This window comes from Aliiruegeria sabulilitoris (assembly GCF_001558155.1).
Classification (GTDB): Bacteria; Pseudomonadota; Alphaproteobacteria; order Rhodobacterales; family Rhodobacteraceae; genus Tropicimonas; species Tropicimonas sabulilitoris.
On sequence record NZ_LOAS01000076.1, the window covers coordinates 1 to 5,207 of the forward strand.

The 5,207-nt window shown below is 57.7% G+C and carries 8 protein-coding genes; 2 read left to right on the forward strand and 6 right to left on the reverse strand.

The features are described 5' to 3' along the window. Positions 1–272: hypothetical protein (locus AX756_RS26580; protein WP_231701185.1), on the forward strand; the 272-nt coding region annotated here is incomplete at its 5' end. A gap of 113 nt (positions 273–385) precedes the next feature. On the opposite strand, the gene AX756_RS24410 is transcribed toward AX756_RS26580, so the two are convergent. After that, on the reverse strand, positions 386–1,579 hold the full coding sequence (locus AX756_RS24410) for an alpha/beta hydrolase (protein ID WP_068318432.1): 1,194 nt from the start codon (positions 1,577–1,579) through the stop codon (positions 386–388). 157 nt (positions 1,580–1,736) lie between these two features. On the opposite strand from AX756_RS24410, the gene AX756_RS24415 reads away from it, so the two are divergent. Beyond that, positions 1,737–1,928, forward strand: coding sequence for a hypothetical protein (locus AX756_RS24415; RefSeq protein WP_068318435.1), 192 nt, complete (start codon positions 1,737–1,739; stop codon positions 1,926–1,928). Between the two features lie 763 nt (positions 1,929–2,691). Here the strand turns inward: AX756_RS24415 and AX756_RS24420 are convergent. From AX756_RS24420 to AX756_RS24435, 5 genes are all read right to left on the reverse strand, one after another. Then, positions 2,692–3,186 (reverse strand): helix-turn-helix domain-containing protein, encoded by a 495-nt coding sequence (locus AX756_RS24420; RefSeq protein WP_194247544.1) that lies wholly within the window; start codon positions 3,184–3,186, stop codon positions 2,692–2,694. A gap of 3 nt (positions 3,187–3,189) precedes the next feature. Beyond that, entirely contained in the window at positions 3,190–3,477 is a 288-nt protein-coding gene (locus AX756_RS24425) for a hypothetical protein (protein ID WP_068318437.1), read from the reverse strand. A gap of 157 nt (positions 3,478–3,634) precedes the next feature. Beyond that, a complete protein-coding gene (locus tag AX756_RS24430; RefSeq protein ID WP_068318439.1) occupies positions 3,635–3,922 on the reverse strand; it encodes a hypothetical protein in 288 nt (95 codons plus the stop codon). A gap of 108 nt (positions 3,923–4,030) precedes the next feature. Further along, on the reverse strand, positions 4,031–4,384 hold the full coding sequence (locus tag AX756_RS26755) for a helix-turn-helix transcriptional regulator (protein WP_321186424.1): 354 nt from the start codon (positions 4,382–4,384) through the stop codon (positions 4,031–4,033). 296 nt (positions 4,385–4,680) lie between these two features. Continuing rightward, positions 4,681–5,207: tyrosine-type recombinase/integrase (locus tag AX756_RS24435; RefSeq protein ID WP_156461687.1), on the reverse strand; the 527-nt coding region annotated here is incomplete at its 5' end.

Sequence of the window (5,207 nt, forward strand, 5' to 3'; positions counted from 1 at the left end):
CGCAGAGAGACCGATACGCCGCGATCAGCCGACTTTTTCAACGGCATCCACAGTCAGCGGACGGGTGGACGAACACCGCCAACGGCGGCAAAGTCCGCGTTGCCGTCATAGTTGATACGCGCGGTGAACTTCGGCTTTCCGCCCTTCTTGACCGATGCCGCGAAGGCGTCGTCTCCTATTTCTCTATCGCAGCGAACGGCGGCAAGGTCGGCATTCCCGACCTTGCGGCCAGCGCACCATACTTGCCGATACCCACGGAGCACCGGTCCTAGGTTGCGAGGTCCGGTAACTGCGCGCAGCCGACAATGTGGCATTATAACCAGCGTCCGGTTCCGCAGTTCAGGGTTCCAGCATCGACGTGGCGCAGCCTGGTCCTACAGGGACTTTACTCCGCATGTTTAGAAAGAAAAGTTTCAGCCTGATTCAGCAGCTCAGACCAGTTTTGATCCTGTGGAAGGGGAATGTGATTGCACCCGCTCAGGATGCGAAGCTCTGCGTTTGGAATCCCGGCGGCCAATACTCCCGCCTGCTCGACTGGTTGCACGGCATCATCTTGAACGTGCAAGATGAGCGTGGGACAGCGAATTTCGCCAAGAAGTCCTGAAACGTCGAAGCAATCGATAGCCTGCCGAAGCGCTACCGCGTTGTCAGCCGTTGCGGAAGCAAGTTGCATTTCAGTCATATGAGCCAATTGCTCTTGCGTCGCATCGGGCATGTACAAGGTCGAGAACGCAGTGGCAAAAGCTGTGCCGGATCGCCCCCAACCTTGACGAATTATCGTTAGAACCGCTTCGGCATTCTGCCGCTCTGTGTCCGTCTCCCGATGGGTCCGTCCCTGTGCGTAGCCGCCATACAGAACCATGCAACTTACCCGATCCGGGTGCCGTGAGGCGTAGGCAATTGCAACGGGTACACCCTGAGACTGCGCGAAAATCGGAAAGCGCCTCAATCCGGCCGCCTCAGCGACGGCTTCAAGATCATCAACAAGGCTGTCCAACTCAAGCGAAGGAGCAGAGGAGGCGGACAATCCTGTCGTCCGCTGGTCATAACGGGTCACCGACCGGGAAGCTCCGAGCCGGTCCAGCAGCGGTCGCCAGACTGGGCTGACCCAGTCGAGTTCAAGGTGAGTAAGAAAGTGACCCGCTCGCAGAAGGGGAGGTCCCTCACCCGTTGTCGTATAGGCAATCCTTGTTCCGTCTTTCGAAAGCGTCATACGAATGGTCTGCTGAACTGCTTGGTCTGGCGGCGATGCATGGTTTCGAGGCTCGGGTTCCGTCACGACTTCTGCAACAAAACGGAAGCCTCTTCGAGGAACTGTCTGGAGCATTGACTGTGCCTTGCCATCATCCCCGATTGCCTTTCGAACAGAGTTGATCCGCGATGAAACGGTTGCTTCCGAAACGATCCGACCACCCCAAATCTCTTCCATCAGCCGGTCCCGGTCCAGCAGCCTGCCGCTGTTGCTGACCAACAGGACCAGCAAGTCGAACACTTGCGGTTCAAGGGACACTTCGGCACCGTCTCGAAGAAACAGATGCCTGTCTGGGTCCAGTTCGCAATCTCTGAATCGATAAACCATTCATCACTGAACGTTCTTCGGACGCTCGTGGCAAGACGCGCGGTTACGTTGACTTGAAAATCAAGAAACTCTGAAGGACTTCTGGAGGTTCTCTTCAAGCGCGCCCAGTTTGCGTTCCGCATGATGGAGGCAAGACGTGCGAGAGGAGAACCTAACCATGCATCCCGGTCTTGATCCAAAAATCAAACGACGTGCCGACGGGTCCATAGATACAGCATTCTATATGGAGCGTGGCCGTCTGGCGCGCGCAAATCAGGCCCGAGACCTGACGATGGCGCTCTTCAGTGGATCGAAGAAAAAGCCAACGAAACTTGGGGTTACCCGTGTGTTTCAAGCCCTGTTCGCGTGAGAGACTCATTGTCATCAGAAAGCAGCGCATGGCTCAGAGGTACCAATGCCTAATAGGTGTTGAGCCCTGCGTTGACTGCTTCCGGTCGAGTGTCCGATGACCTCCGGTGTGAACCGAAGTCACAAGCGCGACCGGAAGCACCCTTCGTTTTTCGTAGGCGGATATCGGGTAGGACCGCGATAGCCTACCTTAAACCGGACATCTGACGAAACCATCGGATGACCGAGAAATCGGCAAACCTGCCACTCCGAACCCTGCGGCAGAGTGACAACGGAGCGAACGCTACCTTCACATGCCGCCGTTTCTGGCGAGCCAGGTTCGATGACAGGAGCGCCGCATTCCACGCCGTCGGCTTTGCATACCCCGATTTTTTCGGCCGTGGGACGCGTCGCCGTTTCATGCGCAGATGACATTCCACTGATGCCGCGCCTAAGATTTTACCGAAATCATGTGGGAACCTGCACAACATGCGCAGGCCGCTTTGCAAATCACATCCCGTCACCGTTGACACCGCGAAGGCGACGCCCTGCAAGAGCGCCCACAAAGTCTGCGTAATGGGCGCTGGCGCCGATTTAATCCCGGTCACTAGCGCGCCCTCCAGGTTGCCTGCCTTCCCCATAGGCGGGGGAAAAGGGTGTATAGTGATTATTCCCAGATACGGGCCAAAACTGGCAGAGCCGTTGCCCGTTTGCCTCCGTGAAATCTTCCTGCCTATGGCTAGATGTATATATGTCCCGATTTTTGGGACGGGGTTTTGCCGAAATCATGCGAATGCGTCCCGTTTTTTGGGACGGTTGGTCCTCAATTCGATGACTTCCGCCTCAGAGCGTCCCGCTTTCTGGGACGGGGTGTCCCGTTTTTTTGGCGGGGATTCTGAATTTGAGCGCCAGCGAACGAACGCCTTGCCTGCGGCCTTGCCGTCCTTGGTCGGCGCTTCTTCCAGCGCCCATTTGGAGGCAAGCCCTATACCAGATGGGCCGAGGTGAGGCGCTTCAGTCTGGCGGATAAAACCGCGTTCTTGCAGTTCGTGGAAGTACCCAGTCACGGTATTTCGGTTCACGTTGAGCGCCTTCGCCGCGTCCCGATGGCTGAGAATGATTTCGCCATTGTTCGATCCGTTGAACCGACGCTTTAGTTCAACATACAGCGCGCGTGGTCCCGGCTTCATTGTCGCCCAGGCTTCGGTGCGTTGCAGGTACTCGGGCAATTGCACAAACTTGCCGCCACCGCGCTTGCCATGCTTATAGGGCTTCGCCATGCCTCAGTGCTCCTTTCCCCGGTTGATGCTTTCGGGAAGCTCGGCCAGTTTCGGCGCAACAGCGCCGCTGTGGGCTTGGTAGAGGCGGGTTAAGGCTTCGCGGGTCACACAGTAGGCGAGGGTGCGCCAACGCGCTCCCCCCACGGTTCTGGTGCCGCTCCTGCGCTGCAAGAGCCATTGGATACCATCCCGGCATTCGGCAACCCGGAAGTTGCCGTGCCGGAACACCTCGCCCCGGTATCCATCCGCTTCTTCGCGGTGGTCGGTGCGGAAGTCCGAGAGTGCATTCATGCGCGCCCCTCCCCATAGCAATGGTTCGCCAGCAATTCGGCCTGTTGCCGGGACAGGCCATAGCGTCGGGCGAGATGCCGGATTTGGATTTCGCGCGGTTTGGGACGGTTGATGCGTTTGCCGTTCTGCCCGTCCATTAATGTTGGTAAATGTTGGTTCATGCCGCCCCCCATTCTGCGCCCAGCGCCAGCGCGGATTTGGGGAAGTTGAGCTTGGAACGGTCCACGCTCTCGGGAAGCCAGTAATAGGCGTAGTTCTCGGCGCCCCGGTATTCCGTGCGGATCGGCCAGCCGAACTCGTCCTTCAGGCGGTGAACCATCGCGCCGAGGCGCCAGCCGTTCACCTCGCGGATTTCGGTCTTGTGAGTAATTTTGCGCCCTTCGAGAAGCGCCTTGCAGCACCAGAAAATTTGCGTCTGGCGACTGTGCCAATGATTGCTGCTCATTTTGTGACAGCCCTTTCTATGCAAGGGCGCCGAGCGTATATTGCGGCTATCTCAAAACACGCCGCATACCTGTATCCGCCCGCGCCCGAATGATGGGTGCGGGTGAACTCAGGCAGCCGTGCTTTGGCGGCCGTTCATCCAGGCGAGAATATCGCTTTCGCGCCACGCGACCGCGCGCTTTCCGAGCCGCACGGGCTTAGGAAACTCGGGGTCATGATGTGGACTGCGAGGGTCCATCTTAGCATAGATAGTGCTGCGGCTAAGGCCGGTTGTGGCCTCTACGGAAGGTCGTCTTAGGAATTTCAAACTGCTCGATCCCAACTTAGCCGGAGCGACAAGAAATCCCTTGCACCCCCGGATTTGATATGCGCAGTTTGGAAGAAGGGGAGATTCCAGATTTACCCTACTTCCGGTCTCGCGGTGTCTGTTGGCGCAGCACCGCGAGCCACCTCCGGAGCGCACAATTCCTCCAAAGGCTATTGCAGGCTATCGCTTTCCCCTTCGGACACAAGTGCCCAAAGGCCACCTAAGAGCGCCTTTCTGTGGATAAGTCTGCAGGTATTACTTAAGATATTGTTTTTAAATGAACAAATACGAACAAAAAGTGAACATTTGCATAGAGAACCTTCGCGGCCGTACGAACAAAAGGGGAACATATGCATAAGAAACGTTCGTGGCGACGCTCTGAGGTAGTCTGGGAATTAGCGCGAAAGGATCGGGACTATCAACCCAAACGATCCTCCGTGCGTCCAAGAGGTTCACCCAATCCTCGCAACCTTGGCGTCCGTCTCGCTCAGAAACGCCGCCCAACTCTCCATCATCTTCCGCCGCTTCTCGAACACGTCCGAGCGGGCATAGGCTTGCTCCACAGCATCGCCGGTCTTGTGCGCCAGCGCGGCCTCAGCAACCTCGCGGGGGTAGTTCGTCCGCTCCTGTGCCCATGTGCGGAAGGACGTGCGGAAGCCGTGAATGTCGGCATCGAAGCCGAGTTCCTTGACCAGCTTGGAAAGCGTCATGTCGGAGAGCACCTTGCCGCGCAGGCTGGGGAAGACGAGGCCGGAACCGTCGCGCAGTTCTTGAGCTTCGGTCAGTATGTCCACCGCGCGGGCAGGCAGGGGAACGCGGTGGGGGCGCTGCATCTTCATCCGTTCCGCCGGGATTTCCCATGTTGCGGTGTCCATGTCGATTTCATCCCAGCGCGCCATGCGCACCTCGCCCGAACGACTGGCGGTCAGGATAAGGAACTCAATCGCCAGCTTGGTTGCCTTCCATGCCCGTGAAGCAT

Excerpts from the sequence above, each read along its gene's own strand:
- AX756_RS24420 (WP_194247544.1), bottom strand. The coding sequence starts at position 3,186 with ATGGCGAAGCCCTATAAGCATGGCAAGCGCGGTGGCGGCAAGTTTGTG.
- AX756_RS24425 (WP_068318437.1), bottom strand. The coding sequence starts at position 3,477 with ATGAATGCACTCTCGGACTTCCGCACCGACCACCGCGAAGAAGCGGAT.
- AX756_RS24415 (WP_068318435.1), top strand. The coding sequence starts at position 1,737 with ATGCATCCCGGTCTTGATCCAAAAATCAAACGACGTGCCGACGGGTCC.
- AX756_RS24410 (WP_068318432.1), bottom strand. The coding sequence starts at position 1,579 with ATGGTTTATCGATTCAGAGATTGCGAACTGGACCCAGACAGGCATCTG.
- AX756_RS24430 (WP_068318439.1), bottom strand. The coding sequence starts at position 3,922 with ATGAGCAGCAATCATTGGCACAGTCGCCAGACGCAAATTTTCTGGTGC.